Genomic DNA, 22,672 nt, shown 5'->3' on the forward strand with positions numbered 1-22,672 from the left:
TCCCTTCGCTCACGCCGTGACGACCAGCGGGCTGTTGCAGGCGTCGGCTCCCCGCGCGAACTCTTCGAGCAGCCCGACCAGCGCGCCGGGCGTCGGCTGGGCCTCGTTCTCGCGGCGCAGGGCCTGCGCGCTCTCGCGGTACTCGGGTTTGGTGAGCACCGCGCCGACCGCGTCGGCGATCGCGTCGGCGGGGGCGGTGTCCGGGTCGGGCACGGAGATCCCCGCGCCGGTGCCGACGATCTTCTCGGCCCAGAAGTCCTGCACCGCGCTCTGCGGCATGACGACCTGCGGCACCCCGTTCGACGCGGTGTTCATCCCGGTGCCGACGCCGCTGTGGTGGACGACCGCGTCGGCGGTCGGCAGCAGCAGGCTGAACGGGAAGTTCTCCACGATCCGCACGTTGTCGCGGGCGGCGATGCCCGCACGCGAGGCACGGTCGACCGCGACGATCACCTCCGCGCCGAGACCGCCGACGCCGTCGACGATCCGGCCGATCAGCTTGTCCAGCAGCGTGGTGGTGAGGCCGGGGGTGACGACGACGCGCGGGCGGTCGTCCCGCCGCACGAGCCAGTCCGGCTCGATCAGCGGCCCGTTGTAGGACACCAGGCGCATCGGCGCCCACGGGATGCGGTGCGGGTCGCGGAGGCTCGGCAGGCACGGGTCGATGTAGGCCTCGTCGAAGACCGGCTGGAGACCGTGCGGGGTGAACAGCCGTTCGTAGACCGCCGTCAGCTCCGGCGCGCGGTAGTCGAACCCGAACGCGAAGCCGAAGGTGTGGCCGATCGCGGGCACCCCGGCCGCCGCCGCGGCCACCAGGCCGACGGTCGCCGCCGAATCGTGCACCACCAGATCCGGCTTCCATGACCGCGCGAACTCGACGGCGTCGGCCGCCTGCCCTTCCGCCGCGGCGAGGATCCGGCTGGCCATGTCGACCCGCAGTTCGGGGTCGAGCAGATCCGGCTGGGTGACCCAGTTGCCCTTGAGGGTGCGCGGGCTGCCCTTGTACGCGAGGCCCGCGTGCCGGTTCTGGGCCTCTTGGATGGCCTTCTCGTCACCGAGCGGGACCACCGCCAGCCCGGCGTTCGACAGCGCCTGGACGCCGAGCGGGCGGACGGCGACCCGCACCTCGTGCCCCGCCAGCTGGCAGGCCCAGCTCAGCGGGACGATCCACGGGACGTGCGCCCCTGCCGCGGCAACAAAGAGAATTCGCATCGCGCCTACCTTCCGGAGTCGGTTCGACCTCGGACGCTAGGAACCCGCCTTCGACAGGACTTCGAGCGCGCGGCGAGTGAACGCGCCACCGGTGGGGGTGTTCTGCTGGTAAGATCGCGAATCGAATGACGTTCCGCTGAAAGGAGAATGGTGTGAGGTGCGCTGTCGAGTCCCCCAGTCGTATGGACCTTTCGACAGCACTGGAGCCATTCATCCATGCAGCACGTCAACATCGGGATCCTCGCCCACGTCGACGCCGGTAAGACCAGCCTCACGGAGCGGTTGCTCCATCACGCCGGCGTCATCGACCGGATCGGCCGTGTCGACAGCGGAGACACGCAGACCGATTCGATGGAGATGGAACGCCGTCGCGGTATCACCATCCGTTCGGCCGTCGTGTCGTTCGCGCTCGACGACGTCCACGTCAACCTGATCGACACCCCCGGTCACCCGGACTTCATCGCCGAAGTCGAGCGCGCCCTGCGGGTCCTCGACGGCGTGGTCCTGGTCGTCTCCGCGGTGGAAGGGGTACAGGCGCAGACCAGGGTGCTGATGCGCGCCGTGGCACGCCTGCGCATCCCCGTCCTGGTGTTCGTGAACAAGATCGACCGGGGCGGCGCCCGGTACGAGAGCCTGATCGCGGATCTGACCGAACGTCTCGGCCTGAGTTGTGTCGTGATGTCCGAAGTGGACGGTTTGGGCACTCTCGACGCGCGTAGCGTGCCGAAACCGCTCACGCCGTCGCCTGCCCTCGCCGAATTACTCGCCGAACACAGCGACACCTTCCTCTCCGCCTACCTCGAGAACGAGGGCTCGCTGACGACGGAGGACTACCGGGCGGAAGTGATCCGCCAGACCCGGCGCGGCCTCGTTTCCCCGGTGTTCTTCGGATCGGCCCGCACCGGGGACGGAGTCGCCGAGGTGACCGCGGGAATCCGCGACTTCCTCGGCGGCGCGGCCGAAACGGCGTCCGACGACGAATTGCGCGCGAGCGTGTTCAAGATCGAACGGGGTAACGCCGGGGAAAAGATCGCTTATGTCCGGGTTTTCTCCGGGGAATTGCGCGCACGGGAAACCGTCCGGTTTCATCGCCCCGGCCCCGGTGGATTACGCGTTTTCGACGGGAAGATCACCGCGGTGAGAGTCTTCGAGCGGGGTTTGGACACCGTCGAGGCCGCGGCCGGACCAGGGCGGATCGCGAAGGTCAGCGGCCTCAAGGAGATCCGGATCGGCGACCGGATCGGCGTCGAGGAGGGCAAGTCGGAAGCCGCGCATTTCCCGCCGCCCAGCCTGGAAACCGTGGTGCGGCCGGTGAATCCGGCGGACACCCCGGCCCTGTTCGCCGGCCTGCGGGACCTCGCCGAACTGGATCCGCTGATCACCGTCGCGCAGGACGACGAGACCCGGCGGATCACCGTGCGGCTCTACGGCGAGGTGCAGAAGGAGGTCATCCGGGAGACCCTCGCCGAGCAACGCGGGCTCGCCGTCGAGTTCACCGGGACGCAGACCGTCTGTGTCGAACGGCCCACCGGCGTCGGCGAATCGGTGTGGGAGATCGGCGACGGCCGCAACCCGTTCTTCGCCACGCTCGGGCTGCGGGTCGGGCCGGGTGCGCCGGGTTCGGGCCTGACCTTCGGGCTGGACGTCGAACTCGGCTCCCTGCCGCTGGCGTTCCACAAGGGGATCGAGGAATCGGTGGCGATGGCGCTGTCGCGGGGCTTGCACGGCTGGGAGGTCGTCGACTGCGCGGTGACGGTGACCCGCACCGGGTACTTCAGTCCGATCAGCGCCGCGGGTGACTTCCGCAAGGTCGCCCCGCTGGCCTTCGCCGAAGCGCTGCGGCGGGCCGGGACCGAGGTACTGGAGCCGGTCAGCCGGTTCGAGATCGAACTGCCGGCCGACGCGGTGAGCGCGACGCTCTCCCGGCTGGTCGAATTCGGCGGCCTGGTGACGGAATCCAGCATCCGCGGCGCCAGGGCCGAACTCGGCGGCACCCTGCCGACCGGTGAGGTACACCGGTTCGACCAGCAGTTGCCGGGGCTGTCCCACGGCGAAGGTCTGCTGTCGACGGAGATCACCGGCTACCGGCCGGTGCAGGGCCCGCCGCCGCGGCGGGTGCCCACCCCGGCCGCGCTCTGAAGCTGCTCTAAGGGCCCTCAAAGGGAAAAGGGTTGTCTGTCCAGGCCGGACAACCCTTTCCCGAGGAGTACCCATGGCCACCATCCTGAGCCTCGACAAGCTGCTCGCCCTGCTGAGCGAGAGCGCGGGCGAAGACGAATCGATCGACTACACCGGCGACATCCTGGACATGGAGTTCGAAGCACTCGGCTACGACTCCCTCGCCATGTTCAACACGGTGAATCGCGTCGAACGCGACTACGGCATCTCCGTCGGGGACGACATCGTCGCCAACGCGAAGACGCCGCGACTGCTGCTCGCGGAGATCAACGAACGCCTCCGCGCGGTCGGCTGACCCTGTTCGCGCCACCGAAAGGAACGACATGTGCGGAATCGCCGGCTGGGCGAGCTTCGACCGGGATCTCGCGGGCCACCGGGACGTGCTGGCGGCCATGACCGCCACCATGGCGTGCCGTGGCCCCGACGACGAGGGCCTGTTCGTCGACGGTCCGGTGGCGCTGGGCCACCGGCGGCTGGCGGTGCTCGACCCGGCGGGCAGCACCCAGCCGATGACGGCCCACGCCGACGGGCGGCCGCTGGCGACGATCACCTTTTGCGGCGAGGTGTACAACTTCGCCGCGCTCCGCACGGAACTGGAGGGCCACGGCCACCGGTTCCACACCCGCGGCGACACGGAGGTCGTCCTGCATGCCTACCTTCGCTGGGGCGAGGACGTGGCGGAGCGGCTCGACGGGATGTTCGCGTTCGCGGTGTGGGACCACCGGCGCCGGGAACTGCTGCTGGTTCGCGACCGGATGGGCGTCAAACCGCTGTACTACCACCGGACCTCCGACGGGGTGCTGTTCGGTTCGGAGCCCAAGGCGGTCCTCGCCCATCCGGCGGTGCGGCGCACCGTCGACGCCGACGGGCTGTCCGAAGCGCTGGACATGGTCAAGACCCCCGGGCACGCCGTGTTCTCGGCGCTCGCGGAACTGCGGCCGGGCCATACGCTCCGGATCAACGCCGCCGGAGCCGTCCAACGGCGTTACTGGGCGCTCCAGGCGGAGGAGCACACGGACGACCTCGACACCACGATCGCCACGGTGCGCGAACTGCTTTCGGCCGCGGTCGAATCCCAGCTGGTGTCCGACGTGCCGCTGTGCACCCTCCTGTCGGGCGGGCTGGACTCGTCGGCGATCACCGCGCTCGCCGCGCGGCACAGCACCGGCAGGATCCGCTCGTTCTCGGTCGATTTCGCCGACGCCGCCGCGGTGTTCACCCCGGACGCGGTCCGGGGCGGCGCCGACGCGCCGTTCGCCAGGGAGGTCGCCGCGTATGTCGGCGCGGAACACCACGAGGTGCTCCTCGACAGCGCTGAGCTGACCGACCCGGCCGTCCGGCACGCCGTCCTGGGGGCCGTCGACCTCCCGCCGGCGTACTGGGGTGACATGTGGCCCTCGCTGTACCTGCTCTCCCGCGCGATCCGGAAGCACGCGACGGTGGCCCTCTCCGGGGAATCCGCCGACGAACTCTTCGGCGGCTACCGGTGGTTCCACAACCCGAACGCGATCGGCGCCGACACCTTCCCTTGGCTCACCTCGGGTTCGGCGCGCTACTTCGGCGGGACCTCGCTGCTGGACCGCGGTCTGGTCGCCAAACTCGACCTGCCGTCCCGGCGCGAGGGGGCCTACCGCGACGCACTCGCCGAGGTTCCGCGCCTGGCTGGGGAAAGCGGGACGGCGCGGCGGATGCGTGAGCTGTCCTATCTCAACCTGACCCGTTTCGTGCAGACCCTGCTGGACCGCAAGGACCGGATGAGCATGGCGGCGGGCCTCGAGGTCCGCGTCCCGTTCTGTGATCACCGGCTGGTGCAGTACGTGTTCTCCGTGCCCTGGGCGTGGAAGTCGTTCGACGGCAGGGAAAAGAGCCTGCTGCGCGCCGCCGTCGCCGATCTCCTGCCCCGTTCGGTGCTGGAGCGGCCCAAGACGCCGTACCCGGCCACGCTGGACGTCGGCTACGAGAAGGCGCTCCGGGAGGAACTGGCGCGGGTGGACGCCGATCCGGACGCGCCGGTCCGGCCGCTGCTGGACCGGGAACGGGTGCGCGCGCTGCTGGCCCGTCCGCTGCGGGAGCAGAGCCGGTCCTACGACCGCGGCGGACTGGAGATGGCGCTGTGGCTCAATTCCTGGCTGGACCGCTACCGGATCCGGCTCGACCTCTAGTGTCCCGCACCGCACGGGAGGCCCGATGAGAACACGCGTCCTGATCGTCGAAGGTAACCCCGTCTTCCGCGGCGGCCTGAAGTCCTTGCTCGGCTCCGCAGGACTGCGGGTGGTCGGCACGGCCGCCGACGCGACCGCCGCGGCCCCGTCGATCATGCGGGAACTGCCGGATCTCGTGCTGCTGGGCAGCGACGACCCGGACGCGGACGTCGAAGCCGAACTGGACCGGATCCTGGCCGCGCGCGCCGACCAGCAGGTGCTGCTGCTGGTCGGCAGGCACTCCCGGGCGTCCGCGGCGCAGCTGCTGTTGCGGCCGGGGGTCCGCGGCAGGCTGCCGCGGGAGGTCACCGACGACCACCTGGTCTCGGTGATCAGGGAGATCGGGCACAACGACGAGTGGATCTTCGTCTCCGCGCCCCAGGCCTCGCTGCCTTCGTTGCTCACCAGTGAGCGCACCGTGCTCTCGCCGCGGGAGCGGGAGATCGTCCGGCTCATGGCCCGGTCGATGACCAACCGGCAGATCGCCAGGACCCTGCAGCTGAGCGACGGCACCGTCAAACGGCACGTGCACAACATCGTCGCGAAGCTGGGCGCGGCCTCGCGGCAGGACGCCGTCCACCGTTCGGCACTGACCCTGCCGCCGGACTCAAGTCCGTGAAGGCCTCCTTGAGGGACTCTGGGTCTCTCAAGGAGGCCTTCACGGACTTGCGAAGCAAGGCGAAAAGGACGCAGCGGGAGCAATCGCATGAAAAGCGTCATGGTTCCGCCACCATCGACCCGCTTGCCGTTAATTCACGGGATTAATTTTCGCCACTCCCGAGTCGCATTACCTGAATTCGCCACGATCGACAAGGATACTTCGCGTGCTATAATCTTCCCGCACTGTGGACCATTCGTCGCATCATGACGGAAAGCAGCCGAAACAGCATTCGAATATCACTCTCGGCACTCGTACGACTCCCCGCTTCGATTCGCGATTAATCGTCGGGCAAGAGGACGAATCCCAGCAGGCAGACGAGAGAGTAAAGGATACATTACCTGGTCCTTTACCACTCAGAATGCCAAGACCAAATAGCGTCACTCGTCCCCTTTGTCCACTTGGGGACGACTACTCGCGGCGCCCGGCCGGGTCACCTCAATGGCCGATTCCAAGCCTTCGCCGAATCGTTAACCTCAGCTACGAGCCTCCCGAGGCGTCCGATAGAAAAGCGCATACGGGGAGTTGCATTCCTGGGGTTGAAGGCATTGCTTGGGGGTTAAAATTGCGATCCAACCATTTTCCGAGAATGGTTGATCCGGTTTCGAGCAACCATATAGAAACGGTGCGCGGCGCAGGAGGCTCCGCCCCGAATGATTCCTTCCGACAGGCCACGAAAGTGACTCCGCGTGTTCGTTCCTGACCGGAAGGAGATGTTTTGCCGTACGCAAGCAACGCCACGAGGATCCTGGTCGTCGAACCGAACCCGGTCTTCCGTATGGGTCTGCAATCCTTCCTCGCCGCCGAGGAGAACTTCGCCGTGTGCGCCGCCGTGGGCAGCGTGGACCAGGCGATCGAAGTCCTGCATCGCCAGCCCGTCGACGTCGTGCTGTACGGCATGGAGGAAGCGGCCCCGAACCGGACCACGGCGGCGGGTCTCGCGCGGCTGTTCCGCCAGCGGCACGGCTACCGCGTGGTGGTGCTCAGCCAGAGTGAACAGCCGGGAGCGGCGGAAGCCTTCCTCGGCTCCGGCGTCAGCGCGTACCTCCCGAAAGACGTTTCGGGGGAGCACCTGGTCTCCGTGGTCCGCGGGGTGAGCGGAGACCACGAACTGGTGTTCATCGTGACCTCACGACTCGGGATCGCGTCGATCGTGCGTCCCCGTGAGCTGGGACTGTCGAGCCGCGAGCGGGAGATCATCCTGCTGGTCGCCGAGGCGCTGAGCAACGCCGAGATCGCGAGCCGGCTCCGGATCACCATCGGCACGGTCAAACGCCACCTCCGCAACATCTTCGTGAAACTGAGCGCGGTCTCCCGGATCGACGCGGTGAACAAGGCGCGGGCCGCCGGCATGCTGCCCGTCCCGGCCTGAAACCCGCCCGAGGGGTGGATCCGCCGCCCCGCCCCTCGGGCGTCACCATTGGCGTCAGTTCGCCGGTGTCGGCGACTCTTCCCGCCGGTACTCGTACCGGACGAGCGAACGCGCGCCCGCCGCGACCAGGCCGATGCCCGCCACGCTGGCCAGCCCGCCGGTCCAGACCGCGCGCCGGATCCCGAACAGCCCGCCGAACAGGCCCGCCCGCAGGTCACCCAGTTGCGGCCCGGCCGAGCCGACCAGCATCTCGATCCCGGCGAGGCGGCCGCGCAGCCTGTCCGGGACCACGTGGTTCCACAGCGTGCCGCGGAAGAGGTCGGCGACGAAGTTGGCCGCACCGCCGAAAGCGAGCATCACCAGCGTCAGCCACCACCACGGGCTCAGCCCGACGCCGATCATCGCCACCCCCCAGAGCGCCGCCGCGACGAGCATCGCGATGCCGTGCCGCCGGATCCGCGACGACCAGCCGCTGGTCGCCGCCGCGATCAGGCCGCCGGCCGCGGTCGCGGAGAACATCAGGCCCAGCACCCACGGCGCGCCGATGTCCGACGCCAGGAAGGCGAACAACGCGAACGGCAGCGCGAGCGCCGTGGCCACCAGATCCACCAGGTAGCTGCCCACCAGCAGGGGACGGCTGAGGGCATAACGGACACCTTCGGACATCGCACGCAGCGAGGGCGGCGACGCGTGCTCGCCCACCGGCTGCGGCCGGACCCAGAAGATGAGCAGCGCCGAAACCGCGAAGGTGACGACGTCGATCAGGTAGGCCGCCCGCAGGCCGAGCACGGAGATCAGCACACCGGCCACCGCGGTACCTCCGATCGCCGAGGTGTTGGCGCGCAACGAGTTGAGCGCCAGCGCCTCGGTCATCTGCTCGGGCGGCACCAGCCGGGGGATGATCGCGGTCATCGCCGGCCCCTGCAGTCCGCCCACGGCCGCCGCGGCGCCGACGGCGACGTAGAGCGGCCAGAGCAGCGGCCGGTCCAGCAGCACGTTCAGCAGCAGGCCCACCGAAAGCAGGCCGAGCGCGATTTCGGTGAACAGCACCATCAGACGGCGGTCGATCGCGTCGGCGAGCGCACCGCCGTAGAGACCGAAGACGATCATCGGCACCAGCTCGACCGTGCCCATCAGGCCGACGGCGAGCGGGGAGCCGGTGAGCTCCTTGATCTGCACCGGGATGGCCAGCAGGGTGAGCACGGTCCCGAACGACGTCACGAAACCGGACAGCCAGAGCAGCCGGAAATCCCTCGAGGTGCGCAGCGGTGTCGTGCCCGGCAGCAGCCCTCGCAGCATTCGGTGCCTCCGGATTTCGGCTCAGTGAAGCCAAAATCGTAACATCATCGGAGTACACGGGTGATCACCGGCGCAACCGGGTCACCGCCGTCTCGATCCGCTCGTCGGTGGCGGTGAGGGCGAGCCGGACGTGGTTCTCCCCCGCCGGGCCGTAGATCTCCCCCGGTGCCACCAGGATGCCCAGTCCGGCCAGGTTCCGCGTGGTGTCCCAGCACGGCCTGCCCTCGGTCGCCCACAGGAACAGCGAACCCGCCGAGTCGTCGACGCGGAAACCGCGGCCGAGCAAGGTGTCCAGCAGCAGTTTCCGGCGTTTGGCGTACCGGAGACGTTGTTCGTGCACGTGGTCGTCGTCGTTCAGCGCGGCGGTCATCGCGGCGGCGATCGGCGCGGGCACGATCAGTCCCGCGTGCCGGCGCACCTCGAGCAGCGTGCGCACCAGCCGTTCGTCGCCCGCCACGAATCCGGCGCGGTACCCGGCCATATTCGACCGCTTGGACAGCGAATGCACCGCGAGCACCCCCTCGTGGCCGGGGCCGCTGACGTCGGGGTGCAGGATCGAAACCGGCTCGGCGGTCCAGCCGTGTTCGATGTAGCACTCGTCGTTGACCACGAGCACGCCGTGCTTTCTGCCCCATTCGACGTATTCGCGAAGTTCCGCCGCGGTGAGGATCCGGCCGTCCGGATTCGACGGCGAATTCAGCCAGAGCAGGTTCGGCGCGGACGCGGGCGGCCCCGCGGTCAGGTCCACCGCCAGCGGAGTCGCCCCGGCGAGCCGGGCGCTGACGTCGTAAGTGGGGAAGGACAACCGCGGGTAGGCCACCGTGTCGCCGGGGCCGAGACCGAGCGCGGCGGGTAGCCAGGCGATCAGCTCCTTGGTACCGACGGCGGGCAGCACGGCCGTTTCGGCGACCTCCGCGCCGAGGCGCCGCTTGAGATAGCGGGTGGCCGCCTCCCGGAATTCGGGCGTGCCCTCGGTCGCCGGATGACCCGGCGCGTCGGCCGCCGCCGCCAGTGCGGCCCGCGCCACCGCGGGCGACGGGTCGACCGGGGTGCCGAGGGCGAGGTTGACGATGCCGTCGGGATGCTCCGCCGCCAACGCGCGCAAGGGCATCAGTGCCGACCAGGGGAACGCGGGCAGTTCGCCGATCACGCGCTGTGCTCCTTCACGATGAGTTCCCTGCTCCGGACGCCCTCGCTCCAGTGGGCGTCGATCCCCCAGACGGCGACCCGGCGGGGCCGGACGCGGATCAGGGCCGCGTCCCCGGTGCCCAGCGCCTCCGCCGTGCCCCGGATCTCCAGACCGCGAGGCGACGGCGGCGAACCCGGCGGGACGTCGTCGACGATCAGCGCGACCCTCGGTTCGCGCAGCACGTCCCGGAACTTGCGGCTGGCCGCGAGATCCCGGCCGGTGATGTCGATGGTGCCGAGTTCGGTGTTGTGCCGGAAACCGACGGGGACGACGTGCGGGCCGTCCTTGCCGACGGTCGCCAGCCGGGCGAAGGTCTGGCCGTCGAGATAGGCCGATTCGGCCGGGGTGAACGACATCGTTTCTCCTTTCACCAGGTGCTCAGCAGCGCGGTGAGCAGGGTTCGGGCCTGGATGTTGACCTGATCGGGCTGGGCCATCAGGTCGAGTGCCTGGCGCAGGCTCAGCCAGCGATAGCCGTCGGGGACGGGCACCGGCCGGTCCGCGGGCAGTTCGACGACGCGGTAGCGGTTGACCGCGTTCAGGAAACGGCCGCCCTTCTCGGACTGCAGTGAGTCGTGCCGCACGACGCCCGGTCCCGGTTCGGCGACGACCTCGGCGCGGAAGGGCACCGGCCGGTCACCGAGGTCGCAGCACTGGACGGTGGGCCCGAATTCGGTGAACCGGGAGGAGCCGGCGTCGGCCCGGGCGTGCATCAGGATCCGGAGCACGCCGTCGAACCGCTGGACCAGCAACCCGTACAGCCCGGGCGTGGCGGGCTCGATCAGCGGCTGGCTCCACCGGGTCACCTCGCGCGTCGGCGCTTCGACCCGGACCCCCACGACACGGAAGTGGCGGCCGCTCTCGTGCTCGATGCCGCCGTCCGCGAGCCGCCAGCCCCCGACTTCGGCGAGCCCGCACGTCCTGGCGACCGGCTCCATCGCCCCCTTGCCGTCGTTGAACCAGGTGAGCAGGTCGTCGTCGACGCCGGGACCGGCCAGCGAACGCCGAAGGGCGTCCCGGTACGGGTCACCGGTGTTCGCGGGCGGAGCGGCTACGGGAACGCACGAAAGTACCGTGCGGGTCTCGGAGTTGAGCAGATTGTCGTGGCCGAGCAGCCCCCAGAGCTGCCCGAGGGTGAGCCACCGGTGGTCGGGCCCGATCGGCACGGACCGGTCGGTTTCGACCACCATGTTCCGGTTGTGCGTGCCGAGGAACCATTGGGAATGCTCGGCCTGGATCCGGTCCACCAGCACCCGGCCCGGCCGCGGCGGCAGGAAATGCTCAAGATGCGGGGTGGGCAGGCCCTGGTGGGCGCGCAGGTAGTTGCCGCGGGTCGCCTGCACCGTCGTCGAGAGCTGGACGAGGTTGGTGTTCCCCGGTTCCATCTTGGCCTGGACGAGGAAATGCGGCACCCCACCGAAGTCCCGCGTCACCAGGCCGAGGATGCCGATCTCCGGCTGGTCGATGATCGGCTGTTCCCAGTCACCGCGATCGGTCCGCACCCGCACGCCGGTGAAGCCGAAGAACCGGCCGCTGGTGTGCCGCAGGTCGCCGGTCCCCGGCTCGAACCCCCAGCCCGGCAGTTCCGTCAGCGGCACCCGCTCGACGGTGTAGGAATGTGCGGCCGACCGGGCCGCGAACCATGCCGCGAACCCGGCGTTCGGCGAGATCGGGCTGTCGGTGGCCTCGGCCGACCGCGTGAACCGCTCGGCGGTCGAGGAGAGCAGACCGGCCGCGGTCATCGCGCCGGTCCCGCGGTCAGGCCCAGCCGGGACCGGTCGCCGAGCAGCAGCCGGTGCGTCGACGGTGCCGACGTACTGTCCAATTCGGACTCCCGCCCGATCAGCGAACCGGTCACCTCGGCGAGTCCGCGGACACTCGCGCCCGCCATGAGGATCGAATCGGTCACCCCCGCGCCGGTCACGGCACAGTCCTCGCCGATCGACACCGACGGGCCGATCCGGCTGTCGGTGACCTGACTGCCCGCCCCGATGAGGGCCGGGCCCTGGATCGTGGACCGCACCACGCTGGCGCCCGCTTCGACGACCACCGTGCCGCGCAGCACGCTTTCGGCGTCGACGTCGCCGTCGATCCGGCCCGGCAGTTCCGAGAGCAGGGACCGGTTGCACTCCAGCAGTTCCTCGACGGTGCCAGTGTCCTTCCACATTCCGGAGAACCGGCTCGCCACCACCGGCAGTCCTTCGCCGATCAGTGCCGCGATCGCGTCGGTGATCTCGAGTTCCCCTCGCGCGCTGGGCTCGATCTTCCGCGCCGCCTCGATGATCGCGCCGGTGAAGAAGTAGACGCCGATGATCGCCAGATCACTCGGCGGTTTCTCGGCCTTCTCCGCCACCGACAGCACCGCGTCGGCGGCGTCCAGTTCGGCCACGCCGTAACAACTGGGCTGGCTCACCTTCGCCACCATCAGCCGGGCCGCCGGGCGTTCGGCCCGGAACCGCTCCGCGGCGGCGGCCAGGTCGCCGACGAGCACGTTGTCGCCGAGGTACATCACGAAGTCCTCGTCACCGAGGAAATCCTGGGCCAGCAGCACACAGTGCGCGAGCCCGGCGGGGCGATCCTGCCGAAGATAGGTGACGCGCAGGCCGAACCGCGTCCCGTCCCCGATCACCTCGGCGATCTGGTCCGCGTGGTCGCCGACGATCAGTCCGACCTCGCGCACGCCCAGCGCGTGGATGTTCTCCAGGCAGAGTTCGAGCACCGGCCGCCCCGCCACCGGGATCAGCTGTTTGGGCAGGGAGAAGGTCAGCGGGTGCAGGCGGCTTCCGGTTCCGCCTGCCAGCACGAGTGCTTTCATGGCGCCACTCCTCAGATTTCGGCTCAGTACGCGACGAATGCTCGGTCCGCCGCGTCGAGCGCGGATGGAGCGCGACGGCTGGACCCGCGCTCGAACCGGGCGCCTCATCGTCTGCCGGGAAGCCCGCACCCGGAGCGAGAAAGGGCATGGCATGAGCGAGCTAGGCCGTCGGATCCTCGATCAGGTCCGCAGTTACCACGAAGAGCAGCGTCCGGCGGTGAAGTTCGTGCCGGGGGTGACCCCGATCAATCCGGCGGGTTCGGTGCTGGACGAGGAAGACCGCGTCGCGCTGGTGGCCGCCGCGCTGGACCTGCGGATCACCTCCGGGGCCATCGCCACGAAGTTCGAGCGGCGGTTCGCGCAGTCCTTGGGACGGCGCAAGGCGTACCTGACGAACTCCGGCTCCTCGGCGAACCTGCTCGCGCTGGCGGCACTGACCTCGCCCCGCCTGGAAGACCGCTCGCTACGGCCCGGCGACGAGGTGATCACCACGGCGGCGGGGTTCCCCACCACGGTGAACCCGATCCTGCAGAACGGGCTCGTCCCGGTGTTCGTCGACTCCGAACTGGGCACGTACAACCCGACCCCGGACCAGATCCGCGCGGCCATCGGCCCGCGCACGAAGGCGATCATGCTCGCGCACGCCCTCGGAAACCCTTTCGCTGCCGAGGAAATCGCGCAGATCGCGGACGAGAACGAGCTCTTCCTCATCGAGGACAACTGCGACGCGCTCGGTTCGACCTACCGCGGCAAGACCACCGGCACCTTCGGCGATCTGTCCACGGTCAGCTTCTATCCCGCGCACCACATCACCACCGGCGAAGGCGGCTGTGTGTCGACCGACAACCTGGTGCTGGGGCGCGTGGTGGAGTCGATGCGGGACTGGGGAAGGGATTGCTGGTGCCTGCCCGGCGAGGACGACACCTGCCACAAGCGGTTCACCTACCAGCTCGGCACCCTGCCGCTGGGGTACGACCACAAGTACACCTACTCGCATGTGGGGTACAACCTCAAGTCGACCGACATCCAGGCCGCGCTGGGGCTGACCCAGCTGCCGAAGCTGCCCTCGTTCGCCGACGCCCGGCGGCGCAACTGGCGGCTGCTGCGCGACGCGCTCGAAGACATCCCGAACCTGGTGCTGCCGCGTCCGACGCCGGGCAGCGATCCGAGCTGGTTCGGGTTCGCGATCACCGTCGGACCCGACGCGCCCTTCAGCAGGCTCGAACTGGTGCGGTTCCTCGACGCGCGGAAGATCGGCATCCGCCAGTTCTTCGCCGGGAACCTGACCCGCCACCCGGCCTACGAGGGCCGGTCGTACCGGGTCTCCGGCGATCTGTCCACTTCGGACATCATCGCCGAGCGGACCTTCTGGGTGGGCGTGCATCCACTGCTCACCCCGGAGATGGTCGCCTACCTCGCCGAGTCCCTGTGGGACTTCGTCAAGAACCACTGAACTTCCGTGCTGCACGAGAGAAAGGACGCTCAGGTGCCGGGTGAGGACGAACGCGACCCCGTGGTGGTGACCGGGCTCGGCGTGGTGGCGCCGAACGGCTGGGGGGTGAAGGAGTTCTGGGCGGCGACGCTGGCAGGCCGCAGCGGTCTCGCGCCGGTGAGCCGATTCGACACGTCGGGCTATCGGGCGCATGTGGCGGGCGAGGTGAACTTCGAACCCAAGGACCATCTGCCGAGCCGTCTCCTGCCGCAGACCGACCATATGACCCGGCTCGCGCTGGTGGCCGCCGAGGAGGCGCTCTCCGACGCCGGGGTGAGCCCGGCGGGGATGCCGGACTTCGCCTGCGGTGTGGTCACCGCGGCCTCGGCAGGCGGCTTCGAATTCGGCCAGCGTGAGCTGGAAGCGTTGTGGAGCAAGGGCGGCGCGTATGTCAGCGCGTACCAGTCGTTCGCGTGGTTCTATCCGGTGAACACCGGGCAGATCTCCATCCGGCACGGGATGCGCGGACCGGGTTCGGCGCTGGTCGCCGAGCAGGCGGGCGGCCTGGACGCGCTGGCGAAGGCCCGGCGCGCCGTCCGGTCCGGCACCACGGTGATGCTGTCCGGCGGGGTGGACGGTTCACTGTGCCCGTGGTCGTGGCTGTGCCTGACCCGCAGCGGCACGGTGAGCCCCGAAGCGGATCCGGCGCGGGCGTTCCTGCCCTTCGACGCGGCCGCTTCCGGTGGTGTCCCCGGTGAGGGCGGCGCGCTGCTGGTGCTGGAAGACCCGGCGGCCGCGGCGGAACGCGGGGCAGGGCACCGGTACGGCGCCATCGCGGGCCACGCCTCGACGTTCGATCCGCGCCCCGGCTCTGGCCGCCCGCCGGGACTGCGGCGCGCGATCGAACTCGCCCTCGACGACGCCCGGCTCGACGCTTCGGACATCGACGTCGTGTTCGCGGACGCGAGCGGGGTGCCCGCGCAGGACGCCGAGGAGGCAGGCGTGCTGGCCGCCGTCTTCGGCCCCCGCGGTGTCCCGGTGACCGCGCCGAAGACGATGACCGGACGGCTCTCGGCGGGCGGCGCGCCACTCGACGTCGCGGCGGCGCTGCTGTCCCTTCGCGATTCGGCGATCCCGCCGACCATCCACATCGGACAGTCGCCGTTCGCCGCGGACCTGGACCTGGTGCTGGACCAGCCGCGGGAAGTCCCGCTGCGGACCGCGCTGGTACTCGCCCGCGGGCACGGCGGCTTCAACAGCGCACTGGTCGTCACCGCCTGAGCACCAAGCTCCCGCAACCAGAGGACTAATTGCAGGATAAGGCAAATACGGCGCGTCCCGGTGCGTGGTCGTGAGTGGCAAACAGCGTTCTAACCCTCATTGCCACTCACGACCCCGCCCAGGACCGTATATATCGACATCAATCAGACACCTCGCCGTCCGAAAGCGTCCCTTATGGACAGACGCGGGGACGCGCGCCTCGCATCCAGAGGACTAAATGCGGGATTCGAGAGAAGCGCCCCGATCCCTTCGCACGGAAAGAAGAGTCATGCCCGCCTTCGAGCAGCTCACCCGGTTCCTCCTCGTGGTGGCCATCGTCCTCGGTGTCTGTCATCTGGCAGGCGCGCTGTGCGTCAGGCTGCGCCAGCCGCCGGTGGTCGGGGAACTGGCCGGGGCCCTGCTCCTCGGCCCGTCACTGCTGGGCGCACTCGCCCCCGGTGCGCAGCACGCGCTGTTCACCCCCGCCCTGCTCACCACGATCGATCTCGCCGGGCAGCTCGGGCTGGTCGTGTTCATGCTCCTGCTCGGCAGTGAGCTCCGGACCGATCTGCTCGACGGCGACCGGCGGACCGTCGGCCTGGTCGTGGCGGGCACGATCACCGTGCCGTTCGCGGCGGGCTTCGGTTTCGCCGCCTCGGTCGGCGAATGGTTCGCCCCGCGAGGCGTCCCGTTCGCGGCGTACCTGGTGTTCTTCGGGCTCGCGATCTCGATCACCGCGATGCCGGTCCTCGCGCGGATCCTGACCGACCACCGCGTCGAGGGGTCGCCGACCGGCACCCTCGCACTCGCGGTCGCGTCGATCGGGGACGGGCTGGCCTGGGCGATCCTGGCCGTCGTGCTCGCCGCCAAGGGGGCGGGCGACCCGGGCACGGTCGTCGTCCGCGGCCTGATCGCGGTCGTGCTGCTGATCGTCTCGTTCGCCCTCGTCCGGCCCGCGCTGGCGGCCGTGCTGCGGCGGGCCGGACGGCGCGGCACCGGTGAGCGGGCGATCGCGGCGTTCCTGGTCACCGGGGCCGTGGCGTTCGCCGCCGCCACCGACGCCATCGGCCTGCACCCCGTCATCGGCGCGTTCCTGTTCGGGGTGCTCCTCCCCCGCGGCCAGGACGTCGTCACCCGCGCCGGCTCGAAGCTGAACGACTTCGCGGTGGTGGTCCTGCTCCCGCTCTTCTTCGCCAGCGTGGGCCAGAAAGCGAACTTCGCCGCCTTCGGGGGCCGCGAGGGCTGGCTGTTGCTGGGGGCCGGGCTGGCCGTCGCCATGTTCTCGAAGTTCGCGGGCACCGCCGGGGCCGCGACACTGGCGGGCAAGGGCAGGCGCCAGTCGCTGCGGCTCGGCGCGCTGATGAACTGCCGCGGGATCACCGAACTGGTCATCGCCAACGTCGGCCTGCAACACGGCCTGATCACCCCGCTCGGCTACACGGTGATCGTGCTGATCGCCGTCGTCACCACCGCGATCACCGGCCCGCTGGCCCGTCTCCGCGCCGCGGACGAGGATCTGCTGCCCGGCGTTCCACTGCCCGTCAGCTCCACACGTAACGCCGCTCGGGCCGTCCCGTCCCGCCGTACTTGAGGTTCACCTCGGCCCGCCCGGTCGCCACGAAGTGTTCGAGGTACCGGCGCGCGCTCACCCGTGCGACGCCGGTCGCCTCGGCGCATTCGCTCGCGGACATCCCGCCCGGCGCGCCGCGCAGCGCGGTCTCCACCAGCCGCGCGGTCTGCACGGTGAGACCCTTGGGCAGCACGGGTTTCGCGTTCGGCCGGGCGCCGAAGACCTGGTCGACGTCGGCCTGCCCGGCCTCGGCCAGCCGGTCCAGCCGCCGGTGCAGGGTGGCGAAATGGGTGAGCTGATCACGCAGGGACGCGTATTCGAACGGTTTGATCAGATAGTGCAGGACGCCGCCCCGCATCGCCTGCCGCACGGTCTCCACGTCGGTCGCGGCGGTGATCAGGATGACGTCGACGTCTTCGGTGGCGCGGAGTTCCCGCAGCACCGAAAGCCCGTCGAGATCGGGAAGATAGACGTCCAGCAGCACCAGATCCGGCTTCAGTTCCCGCGCCAGCCGGATCGCGTCGGCGCCGGTGTGCGCGACCCCGACGACGGCGAACCCCTCCGTGCGCGCCACGTATCCACTGTGGACCTTCGCGACCATGAAATCGTCGTCGACGACGAGTACCCGGATCATCGCGGCAGCCTTGCCGTGAACACCGCGCCGCCGGAGTTGTGCACCTCGACCGAACCACCCCGCCGGACGCACGCCTGCCGGATCAGCGCCAGCCCGAGACCTCGCTGGCCGTGCGCCGCGGCCTTCGTGGTGAAGCCGTGTTCGAACACTTCCTCGGCGATCTCCGGGGCGACACCGGGCCCGGAATCTCGGACCTCCACACGCACTTCGTCCTCCTCCTGCCATACGCCGACTTCGATCCAGCCCTGTTCGCCACCCAGCGCGTCCAGCGCGTTGTCCACGAGATTTCCCAGCACCGTCACCAGATCCGTGGACAGCCCGTCTTCGACGCGGTCCAGTTCGCTGTCCGGGGCCATGCGCAGCCCGACCCCGCGTTCCGCCGCGAGCGACGCCTTCGCGATCAGCAGGGCCGCCACCGCCGGGTCGCCGATCCGCGAGCCGACCTCCGCCCGCCACTCCCCCTGCGCCGAGCTGATCCGGCTGACGTACCCGCGGACCTCGTCGTATTCCCCGAGTTCCAGCAGCCCGGAGATGGTGTGCAGCCGGTTGCTGAACTCGTGCGCCTGCGCCCGCAGGGTGTCCGTGGCGTGCCTGCTGGCGTCGAGTTCGTCCCGCAGCGTCATCAGGTCGGTGCGGTCCCGCAGGGTGACGACGGCGCCGCGCACGTCGATCGGCATCCGGTTCAGCGTCAGCACCTTCCCCTGCCGCAACACGATCTGGTCGGCGCCGGTCGCCCGGCCGGTGAGCACGTCGCGGATCCGCTCGTTGAGATCGAGGAGTTCGTCGACCGGCCTTCCGAGCGCGTCTTCCGGCAGGCCCAGCAAGTCGCGGGCCTGGTCGTTCACCAGCGTGATCCGGTGCTGCGGATCCAGGCCGACGACACCCTCCTTGATGCCGTGCAGGAGCGCTTCCCGGTGCTCCACCAGCGCGGTGATCTCGTGCGGTTCCAGGCCGAGCGTCTGGTTCTTCACCCGCCGCGCCAGCAGCAGCGAACCGCTCACCCCGATCACCAGCGCGACCCCCAGCACCCGCAGGGCGTTGTCCGGCGAGTCGAGCACGCCCGCGAAGAAACCGGGCGACTTCGAGCCCGCCGCGACCATCCGGACCACCTTGCCGCCCTTTTCGTCGAGCACCGGGACGTGCGCCACGATCGAGCCGTCGAGCTCGCCGACCCACGATCGTCCGGAAAGGACGGTGCTCTCGCCGATCCCGAGCCGGGTCCGCAGCTGATCCGGGTAGGGCGAGGCGAGCACGTACCGATCCGCGTCGGCGATCACGACGAAGTCCACTCCGGACAGACTCCGCGCGGTCTCCGCGGGCGCGGCGAGTTCGAACGGGCCGTTTTCGAGATCGCCCACGACCTCCTGAGCGGCGACGGATTCCGCGACCGAGAGCACCCGGCGTCCCTCGGTGGTGCGGAAATTGCTCCCCGCCTGGGTGACGGCCAGGACGCCTACCGCGCACAGTAGGCAGGTGACGACTACGAGTTGCCACACGAGGAGCTGGCGGGCCAAGGAACCCCGGACACCCATCGCCACCTCCGTGTGACCAAAACGAACACAACAACCATTGGGCCCGCAAGCGGGACATCTCTGTTTACACGAGTGCAACATGTCCAACCACGCGGCAGAGAGGCGGGGATCACAGTGAAGCCCAGTAACTGGTTGGCCATCGCGGCGGCGCTCGTCGCCGTCTTGCTGGTGCCACCGTTGCTCACCCCGGGCAGCGAGGCCGACGAGGGCTCGCAGATCCGGTCGTTGCGGGTACTCGTGCCCAACGCGCCCGGCGGCGGTTACGACATCACGGCCCGGACGGCGACCAAGGCGATGGAGGACGCCGACCTGCTCGGCAACGCGGAGGTGTTCAACCTCCCCGGTGCCGGCGGCACGGTCGGCCTCGGCCGCACGGTGGCCGAACGCGGTAACGGCAAACTCGTCATGTCCATGGGCCTCGGCGTCGTCGGCAGCGTGTTCACGAACAAGTCGCCGTCTTCGCTGCTGGACACCACACCGGTGGCGAAACTGATCGAAGAGTCGGACATCGTCGTGGTCGGCAAGGACTCGCCGTACCGGACCATCGGCCAGCTGATCGAGGCGTGGAAGAAGGACCCGGGCGCGGTCCAGGTCGGCGGCGGTTCGTCCCCCGGCGGGCCGGACCACCTGGCGCCGATGCTGATGGCGAAGGCCGTCGGGCTCGCGCCCAAGGCGGTCAACTACGTCCAGTTCGACGGCGGCGGGGAACTGCTCGCGTCGGTCCTCGGCGGCAAGGTCGCGTTCGGGGTCTCCGGCGTCGGCGAGTATCGCGACCAGATCCAGGCGGGCACGCTCCGAGTGCTGGCGGTGACCAGCGCGAACCGGATCCCGGGTATCGACGCGCCGACGCTGTCGGAGTCCGGTGTGGACGTCAAGTTCACCAACTGGCGCGGCATCGTCGCGCCGCCCGGCATCACCGACTCGGACCGCGCGAAGCTGGTCGGCCTGTTCGAGCGGCTGCAGAAGACGCCGCAGTGGCAGGAAGCCTTGCAGCGCAACGGTTGGACCGGCGCGTTCGCGCCAGGGGAGCAGTTCGGTTCGTTTCTCAAAGAGGAGAACACGCGAGTGGCAACGGTGCTGAAAGAGCTGGGTCTGGCATGACCACGTGGTTGAAAGGGCGCTCCGAACTCGGGGTGAGCGTGGTACTTCTGGTGCTCGGGGCGCTGGTGCTCACCGACGCGCTGAGCATTCCCACCGACTTCGCCCAGCGCGGACCGGTCGGGCCGAAGGCGGTGCCGATCCTCGTCGGCTCGCTGCTGCTGATCGTAGCCGTCCTGCTGGCCCGCGACGTGCTGCGCGGCGGCAAGGGCGAGGCCGAGGGCGGCGAGGACATCGACCTCACCGCCCCCGCCGACCTGCGCACGGTTCTGTTGCTGTGCGGTGCTTTCCTCGCCAACGCGGCGCTGATCGGACTGGTCGGCTTCCCGATCTCGGGCGCGATCCTGTTCTGGGGCGCGGCCTACGCCCTCGGCAGCCGCAACCTGGTGCGTGACCCGCTGATCGCGGCGGGCATGTCCGTCGCGACCTTCCTGATCTTCAACAACCTGCTCGGTGTCCCGCTCCCCGGTGGCCCGTTGATGGAGGTGTTCTGATGCTTCAGCAACTCATCGACGGCTTCGGCACCGCGCTGACGCCGACCCATATCGCGATGGCGGCGATCGGGGTGCTGCTGGGCACCGCGATCGGCGTGCTGCCGGGGATCGGCCCGGCGATGGCGGTGGCGCTGCTGCTCCCGGTCACCTATGGGCTGGAGCCCACCGGCGCGTTCATCATGTTCGCCGGGATCTACTACGGCGGGATGTTCGGCGGCTCGACGACGTCGATCCTGCTGAACACCCCGGGTGAGAGCGCGGCGGTCGTCGCGGCCATCGACGGAAACCCGATGGCCCGCAAGGGACGTGGGGCGCAAGCGCTTGCGGCCGCGGCCATCGGGCACTTCGTCGGCGGCATCCTCGGCACGATCGCGCTGGTCGTGCTGGCCCCGGTGATCGCGAAGCACGCCGTCGACATCGGCGCGCCGGATCTGTTCGCGATCATGGTGCTGGCGTTCATCGCGGTCACCTCGGTGCTCGGCGGCTCCCGGATCCGCGGCGTCGCGTCGCTGCTGATCGGGCTCACCATCGGCCTGGTCGGCCTGGACGAGATGACCGGTCAGCAGCGGCTGACCTTCGGCTCGCTGCATCTGGCCGACGGCATCGACGTCGTGATCGTCGCGGTCGCCCTGTTCGCGGTCGGCGAGTCACTGTGGGTCGCCGCGCACCTGCGGCGCAACGCGCATCAGCCGATCCCGGTCGGCAGGCCGTGGCTCTCACGCGCCGATCTCAAACGGACCTGGAAGCCGTGGCTGCGCGGCCCGCTGATCGGGTTCCCGTTCGGCGCGGTGCCCGCCGGTGGCGCCGAGATCCCGACGTTCCTTTCCTACGTCACGGAAAAGCGGCTCTCGAAGCACAAGGACGAGTTCGGCAAGGGCGCCATCGAAGGCGTCGCGGGCCCGGAAGCGACGGCGTCGGCCTCCGCCGCCGGGACGCTGGTCTCGATGCTGACGCTCGGCCTGCCGACCACCGCGGTCGCGGCCGTCATGCTGGCGGCGTTCCAGCAGTACGGCATCCAGCCGGGACCGCTGCTGTTCGAGCGGGAGTCGTCGCTGGTGTGGGGCCTGATCGCCTCGCTGTTCGTCGGCCTGACGCTGCTGCTGGTGCTGAACCTGCCGCTGGCGCCGCTGTGGGCGAAGCTGCTGCGGATCCCGCGGCCGTACCTCTACGCGGGCATCCTGTTCTTCGCCAGCGTCGGCGCGTACGCGGTCAACGCGGACATCTTCGACCTGCTGGTGATGTTCGTGATCGGCCTGCTGGGCTTCGCGATGCGCCGCTACGGCCTGCCGGTGCTGCCGGCGATCATCGGCGTCATCCTCGGCCCGGCCGCCGAACAGCAGATGCGGCGCGCGCTGCAGCTGAGCGACGGCGATCTGGGCGGGCTCTTCAACACCCCGTTCTCGATCGTGGTCTACGTGATCATTCTGCTGATCGTGTTCTTCCCGCTGCTCAAGCGTTTCCTGCCCACCCGTCCCGCGGTCACCGAAGCCGAACCGAAGGACAAGGTGGACGTCTGACCTGCGGCGATCCCGATCCGGACCCGGCCTCGACTGCCCCGAGGCCGGGTCTTTCTTTTGTCCGGGTGAACCGCTTCGCGTCGCTCTTCGTGTGCCTTGCATCACCTCGACAGAAGATAACGAAAGGATAACGGCGAGATCGCGTTTTGAACCGGGTGCGGACTGGGGCCGTTTCAGCCAACGCGGAGTAAGTGGCGCCGGCGACGTCGGTG

At 69.7% G+C, this 22,672-nt stretch carries 19 protein-coding genes; 11 read left to right on the forward strand and 8 right to left on the reverse strand.

Annotated elements, in window-relative coordinates:
* Window positions 1–9: 9 nt before the first annotated feature.
* Window positions 10–1,212 (reverse strand): nucleotide disphospho-sugar-binding domain-containing protein, encoded by a 1,203-nt coding sequence (locus SD37_RS34240; protein WP_044856246.1) that lies wholly within the window; start codon window positions 1,210–1,212, stop codon window positions 10–12.
* A gap of 216 nt (window positions 1,213–1,428) precedes the next feature.
* Here SD37_RS34240 and SD37_RS34245 point away from each other — a divergent pair, with 216 nt between their 5' ends.
* From SD37_RS34245 to SD37_RS34265, 5 genes are all read left to right on the forward strand, one after another.
* Entirely contained in the window at window positions 1,429–3,351 is a 1,923-nt protein-coding gene (locus SD37_RS34245; RefSeq protein WP_044856247.1) for an elongation factor G, read from the forward strand.
* A gap of 73 nt (window positions 3,352–3,424) precedes the next feature.
* A complete protein-coding gene (locus SD37_RS34250; protein WP_037308008.1) occupies window positions 3,425–3,685 on the forward strand; it encodes an acyl carrier protein in 261 nt (86 codons plus the stop codon).
* 28 nt (window positions 3,686–3,713) lie between these two features.
* Complete coding sequence (gene asnB / locus SD37_RS34255) at window positions 3,714–5,552, forward strand: asparagine synthase (glutamine-hydrolyzing) (protein ID WP_044856248.1); 1,839 nt, start codon at window positions 3,714–3,716, stop codon at window positions 5,550–5,552.
* Window positions 5,553–5,577: 25 nt separating this feature from the next.
* On the forward strand, window positions 5,578–6,210 hold the full coding sequence (locus SD37_RS34260) for a response regulator transcription factor (RefSeq protein ID WP_044856249.1): 633 nt from the start codon (window positions 5,578–5,580) through the stop codon (window positions 6,208–6,210).
* Between the two features lie 757 nt (window positions 6,211–6,967).
* Window positions 6,968–7,621, forward strand: a complete 654-nt coding sequence (locus SD37_RS34265) for a response regulator transcription factor (RefSeq protein ID WP_052675159.1) — start codon at window positions 6,968–6,970, stop codon at window positions 7,619–7,621.
* A 54-nt stretch (window positions 7,622–7,675) separates the two neighbouring features.
* On the opposite strand, the gene SD37_RS34270 is transcribed toward SD37_RS34265, so the two are convergent.
* The 5 genes from SD37_RS34270 to SD37_RS34290 form a co-directional block, all read right to left on the reverse strand.
* The gene (locus tag SD37_RS34270) at window positions 7,676–8,920 is read right to left on the reverse strand and encodes an MFS transporter (protein ID WP_044856250.1); all 1,245 of its coding nucleotides are present in this window, start codon (window positions 8,918–8,920) and stop codon (window positions 7,676–7,678) included.
* 64 nt (window positions 8,921–8,984) lie between these two features.
* Window positions 8,985–10,070: a succinyldiaminopimelate transaminase gene (gene dapC / locus SD37_RS34275; protein ID WP_269466163.1), complete on the reverse strand. Its 1,086-nt coding sequence runs from the start codon at window positions 10,068–10,070 to the stop codon at window positions 8,985–8,987.
* Entirely contained in the window at window positions 10,067–10,465 is a 399-nt protein-coding gene (locus SD37_RS34280) for a PPOX class F420-dependent oxidoreductase (protein WP_044856251.1), read from the reverse strand. The genes dapC and SD37_RS34280 overlap by 4 nt, the downstream gene beginning before the upstream one ends.
* Before the next feature lie 11 nt (window positions 10,466–10,476).
* The gene (locus tag SD37_RS34285; protein ID WP_044856252.1) at window positions 10,477–11,850 is read right to left on the reverse strand and encodes an NDP-hexose 2,3-dehydratase family protein; all 1,374 of its coding nucleotides are present in this window, start codon (window positions 11,848–11,850) and stop codon (window positions 10,477–10,479) included.
* Window positions 11,847–12,923, reverse strand: a complete 1,077-nt coding sequence (locus SD37_RS34290; RefSeq protein WP_044856253.1) for a glucose-1-phosphate thymidylyltransferase — start codon at window positions 12,921–12,923, stop codon at window positions 11,847–11,849. The genes SD37_RS34285 and SD37_RS34290 overlap by 4 nt, the downstream gene beginning before the upstream one ends.
* 151 nt (window positions 12,924–13,074) lie before the next feature.
* On the opposite strand from SD37_RS34290, the gene rfbH reads away from it, so the two are divergent.
* The 3 genes from rfbH (at window position 13,075) to SD37_RS34305 (ending at window position 17,206) form a co-directional block, all read left to right on the forward strand.
* Window positions 13,075–14,376, forward strand: a complete 1,302-nt coding sequence (gene rfbH / locus SD37_RS34295) for a lipopolysaccharide biosynthesis protein RfbH (protein WP_044856254.1) — start codon at window positions 13,075–13,077, stop codon at window positions 14,374–14,376.
* Between the two features lie 6 nt (window positions 14,377–14,382).
* Window positions 14,383–15,636: a ketosynthase chain-length factor gene (locus SD37_RS34300; protein ID WP_145926801.1), complete on the forward strand. Its 1,254-nt coding sequence runs from the start codon at window positions 14,383–14,385 to the stop codon at window positions 15,634–15,636.
* A gap of 268 nt (window positions 15,637–15,904) precedes the next feature.
* A complete protein-coding gene (locus SD37_RS34305; RefSeq protein ID WP_052675160.1) occupies window positions 15,905–17,206 on the forward strand; it encodes a cation:proton antiporter in 1,302 nt (433 codons plus the stop codon).
* On the opposite strand, the gene SD37_RS34310 is transcribed toward SD37_RS34305, so the two are convergent.
* Entirely contained in the window at window positions 17,157–17,819 is a 663-nt protein-coding gene (locus SD37_RS34310; protein ID WP_037307982.1) for a response regulator, read from the reverse strand. The two genes, SD37_RS34305 and SD37_RS34310, sit on opposite strands and share 50 nt — an antisense overlap.
* Window positions 17,816–19,351, reverse strand: coding sequence for a sensor histidine kinase (locus SD37_RS34315; RefSeq protein WP_044856255.1), 1,536 nt, complete (start codon window positions 19,349–19,351; stop codon window positions 17,816–17,818). Before SD37_RS34315 ends, SD37_RS34310 begins: the two co-directional genes overlap by 4 nt.
* A gap of 132 nt (window positions 19,352–19,483) precedes the next feature.
* Here SD37_RS34315 and SD37_RS34320 point away from each other — a divergent pair, with 132 nt between their 5' ends.
* The 3 genes from SD37_RS34320 to SD37_RS34330 are packed head-to-tail and all read left to right on the forward strand — an operon-like array spanning window position 19,484 to window position 22,460.
* Complete coding sequence (locus SD37_RS34320) at window positions 19,484–20,452, forward strand: Bug family tripartite tricarboxylate transporter substrate binding protein (RefSeq protein WP_081736349.1); 969 nt, start codon at window positions 19,484–19,486, stop codon at window positions 20,450–20,452.
* Entirely contained in the window at window positions 20,449–20,943 is a 495-nt protein-coding gene (locus SD37_RS34325; RefSeq protein ID WP_037307974.1) for a tripartite tricarboxylate transporter TctB family protein, read from the forward strand. The genes SD37_RS34320 and SD37_RS34325 overlap by 4 nt, the downstream gene beginning before the upstream one ends.
* Window positions 20,943–22,460: a tripartite tricarboxylate transporter permease gene (locus tag SD37_RS34330; protein WP_044856256.1), complete on the forward strand. Its 1,518-nt coding sequence runs from the start codon at window positions 20,943–20,945 to the stop codon at window positions 22,458–22,460. Before SD37_RS34325 ends, SD37_RS34330 begins: the two co-directional genes overlap by 1 nt.
* Window positions 22,461–22,672 lie beyond the last annotated feature (212 nt).

This window comes from Amycolatopsis orientalis (genome assembly GCF_000943515.2).
Taxonomy (GTDB): Bacteria; Actinomycetota; Actinomycetes; order Mycobacteriales; family Pseudonocardiaceae; genus Amycolatopsis; species Amycolatopsis orientalis.

Coding starts and splice junctions, on each gene's coding strand:
- SD37_RS34240 (WP_044856246.1), bottom strand. CDS start 1,212: ATGCGAATTCTCTTTGTTGCCGCGGCAGGGGCGCACGTCCCGTGGATC.
- SD37_RS34245 (WP_044856247.1), top strand. CDS start 1,429: ATGCAGCACGTCAACATCGGGATCCTCGCCCACGTCGACGCCGGTAAG.
- SD37_RS34250 (WP_037308008.1), top strand. CDS start 3,425: ATGGCCACCATCCTGAGCCTCGACAAGCTGCTCGCCCTGCTGAGCGAG.
- asnB (WP_044856248.1), top strand. CDS start 3,714: ATGTGCGGAATCGCCGGCTGGGCGAGCTTCGACCGGGATCTCGCGGGC.
- SD37_RS34260 (WP_044856249.1), top strand. CDS start 5,578: ATGAGAACACGCGTCCTGATCGTCGAAGGTAACCCCGTCTTCCGCGGC.
- SD37_RS34270 (WP_044856250.1), bottom strand. CDS start 8,920: ATGCTGCGAGGGCTGCTGCCGGGCACGACACCGCTGCGCACCTCGAGG.
- SD37_RS34280 (WP_044856251.1), bottom strand. CDS start 10,465: ATGTCGTTCACCCCGGCCGAATCGGCCTATCTCGACGGCCAGACCTTC.
- SD37_RS34285 (WP_044856252.1), bottom strand. CDS start 11,850: ATGACCGCGGCCGGTCTGCTCTCCTCGACCGCCGAGCGGTTCACGCGG.
- SD37_RS34290 (WP_044856253.1), bottom strand. CDS start 12,923: ATGAAAGCACTCGTGCTGGCAGGCGGAACCGGAAGCCGCCTGCACCCG.
- rfbH (WP_044856254.1), top strand. CDS start 13,075: ATGAGCGAGCTAGGCCGTCGGATCCTCGATCAGGTCCGCAGTTACCAC.
- SD37_RS34305 (WP_052675160.1), top strand. CDS start 15,905: ATGCCCGCCTTCGAGCAGCTCACCCGGTTCCTCCTCGTGGTGGCCATC.
- SD37_RS34310 (WP_037307982.1), bottom strand. CDS start 17,819: ATGATCCGGGTACTCGTCGTCGACGACGATTTCATGGTCGCGAAGGTC.
- SD37_RS34315 (WP_044856255.1), bottom strand. CDS start 19,351: ATGGGTGTCCGGGGTTCCTTGGCCCGCCAGCTCCTCGTGTGGCAACTC.
- SD37_RS34325 (WP_037307974.1), top strand. CDS start 20,449: ATGACCACGTGGTTGAAAGGGCGCTCCGAACTCGGGGTGAGCGTGGTA.
- SD37_RS34330 (WP_044856256.1), top strand. CDS start 20,943: ATGCTTCAGCAACTCATCGACGGCTTCGGCACCGCGCTGACGCCGACC.